The organism is Gammaproteobacteria bacterium, from assembly GCA_027296625.1.
Classification (GTDB): domain Bacteria; phylum Pseudomonadota; class Gammaproteobacteria; order JAKEHO01; family JAKEHO01; genus JAKEHO01.
On record JAPUIX010000177.1, the window covers coordinates 1 to 4,176 of the forward strand.

Below are 4,176 nucleotides of genomic sequence, written 5' to 3' on the forward strand. Positions count from 1 at the left end.
ATTAATTAAATATTCCTGCCGACATTTTGGAACTAGGCAGTATCCGCTTTCGGGTGTATAGCGGTCGTTCAACCAGCCCGGTCAGGATTGCAATTTCTGAATGTCCGCTTTACTCACTAGCGGTCATTGAAACCGAACCGACACCACGATACTGACAGGCAGCTTTCGGCCAGAAGCGGACGTTCAGCCAGGGGCGTGCTGCATTGCTCATGGTCCGGGGAAGTCCATGCGGCTCAGGATATCTTGAAACCACGGATCGGAGCGAAGGGGATCGTAAATCCACATCTTTTTTAGCCATACCAAGAAGACGTCGCGCTCCTCATATGCCACCTCGAGCCATCGAAGAGCCTCCTCGTGCTCCCCGAGACCGATATGAATAGCGGCCAAGGCACTGGCCGGGACATACCCCTGCGCCCTCCGTGCCGTCAATTCTGCGAGAATGGCGCGCGCTTCAGTTTGCCAGCCGGCCAACCCATAAAGATGCGCGATGGTTCCCATGTAACTCGGCGGCAGCGTCTGCAAGTCGAGTTCGCCTTGCGCCAAAGACGCGAGCGCTTTGTCAAAGTCGCCCCTCTTCACGTCGATGAACATGATTAAAGTGTGGCTCTGTTGAAAGTCGGGATCGATCTCCAGTCCCTCGCGATAAAGCTCCAACGCTTCGTCGTCGCGCCCTGCAAACCAAAGAGCCCACCCCAGCTCGTTATAGGCCACGGGTGAAAGGGGATCGAGTTCCAGCGTTTGCCTGCTAATTTCGATCGATTCCTCGAAGCGACCCATAGCGGTGAGGAAATTAGCATATTCAATTCGCCCGACGGTGTCGCTCGGGTTCAGGGCAACCCCCTGCTTAAAAGCGCGCTCGGCACCTGCCCAATCCCAGTCGAACAACGAGCGGATTTGGCCGAGTGCGAGGTGGGCCTCGGCAACGGCCGGGTCCAGCGCCAGTGCCCGCTCGGCCGCCTTTTTCGCCAGCCGGATAACGTGATGCGGCGACCCAGACGCGTGCCAGCCGCCAAGCCCAATGTAAGCCATGGCCAGGCCAGCGTAGGCCGGTGCATATCCTGCGTCTCGATCAATGGCTTCCTGGTAAGACGCTAGGGCTTTCCCGAACGATTCCTCATTCAGCCTTGCTAGGTGAAAGTTTCCTTTCAGCCACAGCGTATAGGTCTCGGAATCCACGGTGCGGGCATCCGCTAGTCGAGATTTCTCCTGCGGGGTCAGACTCACTTTGATCTTTTCCGCAATATCCTGAGTAACTTCACGTTGCAACTCAAGCACACTGCTCAGCGCCCTATCGTAGGTTTGAGCTAACAAGTGTCGTTCAGGGTGTGAGCCGACTAGCTGAATCTGGATTCTGATTTGATCGCCCGACTTGAATACCGAACCCTCAACGATCATTGCAACATTGAGTTCGCGGGCAATCTCCGGGACCGTCAACGTGGTTTCTTTATAATGCAGCGTGGATGTTCTCGAAATTACGACGAGACTACTGATCTGCGCCAATTCGGAAATTAGTGAGTCGTGCATACCAGCAACGAAATACTCTTGCTCAGGGTCACTACTCAGATTGTCGAACGGCAAAACAGCGATTGAATACTCCGGTGGATCAAACTCATGTAATTCAACCTCACTAACCACTGGCTCGATCGTGCCTTGCGTTCCCACAATTTTCTGGGTAAGCAGAAAAACCATCGCTATTGTTGCTGTCGAAAGAACGAACAACAGGATGTAGTCGGGGGTGCGCAGTGAAAGGGCGGTTGTTTCTTCGGGAACCGTTGGAGTACGGCGGATTCCCTGGGTAGTTATGTCGAACTGCCAACCAAAGACTATAGCCACCGGCAAACCCAGAATCGCCCCTATCCATACATATCGAATAGCAGATTCCGGTATTCCCAGACCTGGGAATGCGAGATCGGCAGCCTGAAGCACTATCCAAGCACCAACAACGTACAGCACCACAGCGCCGAACACGCGGCGACGGCGGGTTTCTTTTATGAAGTGCGCAACGCTAAATAGGGCCATCGATGTGTCGTTCCGAGCCTTCGATCACCCTTTCATTCTAAACCCAATTCTTGGAAGTTTGCCTGTCGCGTTGGAGCCCGCGTCATTTTACCAGTACTTCCGAAGTTTTCAGTTCATGCTAGTAGGCTACGGTTAGCTCAATACCGTAGGTTCTCGGGTCCGCAATTACACCAAGAGGTCCAAAACCGAACGTAATGCCGGTACTAAAATACGCTTCATTGGTAATGTTTTTTGCAAACAGAGAGACTCCAAATCGCTCGTTGGCAGTCACCCATGTGACCCTCGCGTTCAGGAGCCCAAATGATTGCTGACCGATTAGAGGATCTTCAAACTGATTGAAAAAGACATCGTCTTGCCATTGATATTCACCGCGCAGTGTCACGCTTCCGTGTATGGCAAGATTGAGTTGGTACTGTGCCGCCACACCGAAAGAGAGATCCGGAGCGGATCGCAAGCTATTCCCGCTCAGGTCGATAGCCCCCCCGAGGATCGGGTCAAGACCAATAAACTCGTCATATTCTGCGTCTAGGAAAGCCAGCCAGAGTTCGAGAGTAAGATCATCGGAAGGTTGGGCGGTGACTTCAATTTCGCCCCCCGTGATGGAAGAGGAAGCGGCGTTCTCAATAAAGACCTCCAGAGTCGTTTCATCGACGGTCTGAACTTGAAGATCCGAGTAGTCATAGAAAAAGACGGATGCATTGATTCGCAGTCGACTGTCGAACCAAAGAGACTTTATGCCCCCCTCATAGGCCCAAACTATCTCTTCATCAAAAGTCGATGGTTGGATACCTAATGACTGGAATCCTCCGCTCTTGAAGCCTTTTGTCGCGGACGCGTACAAAAGAACTGCCTCGTTTGCATAGTACTCGACCAGCAACTTAGGAGTCGCCTCGTTCCAGCTGTCGGAGATGGGCCCGCCGGCGTTCGAGCCCTCTTTTTCTTCATAGCTAAAGCGTAAGCCAGCGGTTGCTGCTAGCCGATCTGAGAGTTGCAACGAGCCTTGAAAATACGCCGCATATGCGTCTGTTTGATTCGTCGCTGATAGCGGTAGTAGCGAGGGACCGGGAAACCAAAGATCGAATTTCTGGTCTGCGTCCTCATAGAAATAAAATAGACCTGCGATCCAACTAAAGCGCTCATCGGCTGGAGAAAGCATCCGGAGTTCCTGCGAAAACTGCTGTTGATTACGAGCAAGATCGACAAATACTCCGAATGCCTCCGTACCGTCGCTGTCAAAAAGCGCGACTTCCTCAACCTTGCGGTAACTTGATATCGACTTGAGTGCGTACGTTCCAAGATTCCAAGCAACCGTTACGTGTCCGCCGTAATTTTCCAAGTCGTGAAAGACCGGCATATCTTGAAACACGGTGAACGGGTCAACCACTGGAGTCGCTCCGGCCGCCACCAGGAAATCTGGGGTCATGAAGTTGATATTGACCTTGCCATTATCGTCGCTTCGCGAATAATCGGCACCGATAGAGACATCGATCGAATCATTCAGGTCGAGAACCAGAGAGCTGCGTGCGCCAAAATAATCCTCGTCATGAAAGAATTTACGCGGTGCTCCGGGAAGTCCATTTGTAACAAAGCCATCGTGGTTGTTATCGACAAAAGATACTCGTCCGCGTACTTTCTCCGAAATCGGACCGGAAGCAGTGCCCCTTACACGCAGACGATGAAAGTTTCCTGCAAGAACGCTTCCACTTAACCATAGCTCGTCAGTTGGCGGTTTGGACAGGACATTTATTGCGCCACCCACAGCATTGCGGCCGTAAAGCGTACCCTGGGGTCCTCGCAGCACTTCAACGCGCTCGACATCGAGAAATTCAGTCAAGGCCATCTCGGTACGCCCTAGGTATACGCCATCCAGGTAAACGGCGGTACTTCCCTCAGTGCCTATGCTGATATCCTCAGATCCTATGCCTCTGATGAATATCTGAGCGCTTCGAAGGTTACCGCTGACAATGAGGCCCGGGGTCGGGTTGGACATGTCTGTGATGCTTTCGATCGCTCTCGCATCTAACGCAGTTGCGTCATATGCTGACATGGCAATCGGGACGGATTGAAGGTTTTCTTCTCGCTTTTGAGCGACGACAATAATTTCTTCGATTTGTGCATATGCCGGAGCACCGAATATGAGGCCGAGGTATAGACCGA

Annotated in this window: 2 protein-coding genes; both read right to left on the bottom strand. The window is 52.4% G+C overall.

Annotated features, from left to right (window positions below; translation table 11 throughout):
- Positions 1–207: 207 nt before the first annotated feature.
- On the bottom strand, positions 208–2,019 hold the full coding sequence (locus O6944_11030) for a tetratricopeptide repeat protein (protein ID MCZ6719668.1): 1,812 nt from the start codon (positions 2,017–2,019) through the stop codon (positions 208–210).
- Between the two features lie 118 nt (positions 2,020–2,137).
- Positions 2,138–4,176: TonB-dependent receptor (locus O6944_11035; GenBank protein ID MCZ6719669.1), on the bottom strand; the 2,039-nt coding region annotated here is incomplete at its 5' end.

Excerpts from the sequence above, each read along its gene's own strand:
- O6944_11030 (MCZ6719668.1), bottom strand. The coding sequence starts at position 2,019 with ATGGCCCTATTTAGCGTTGCGCACTTCATAAAAGAAACCCGCCGTCGC.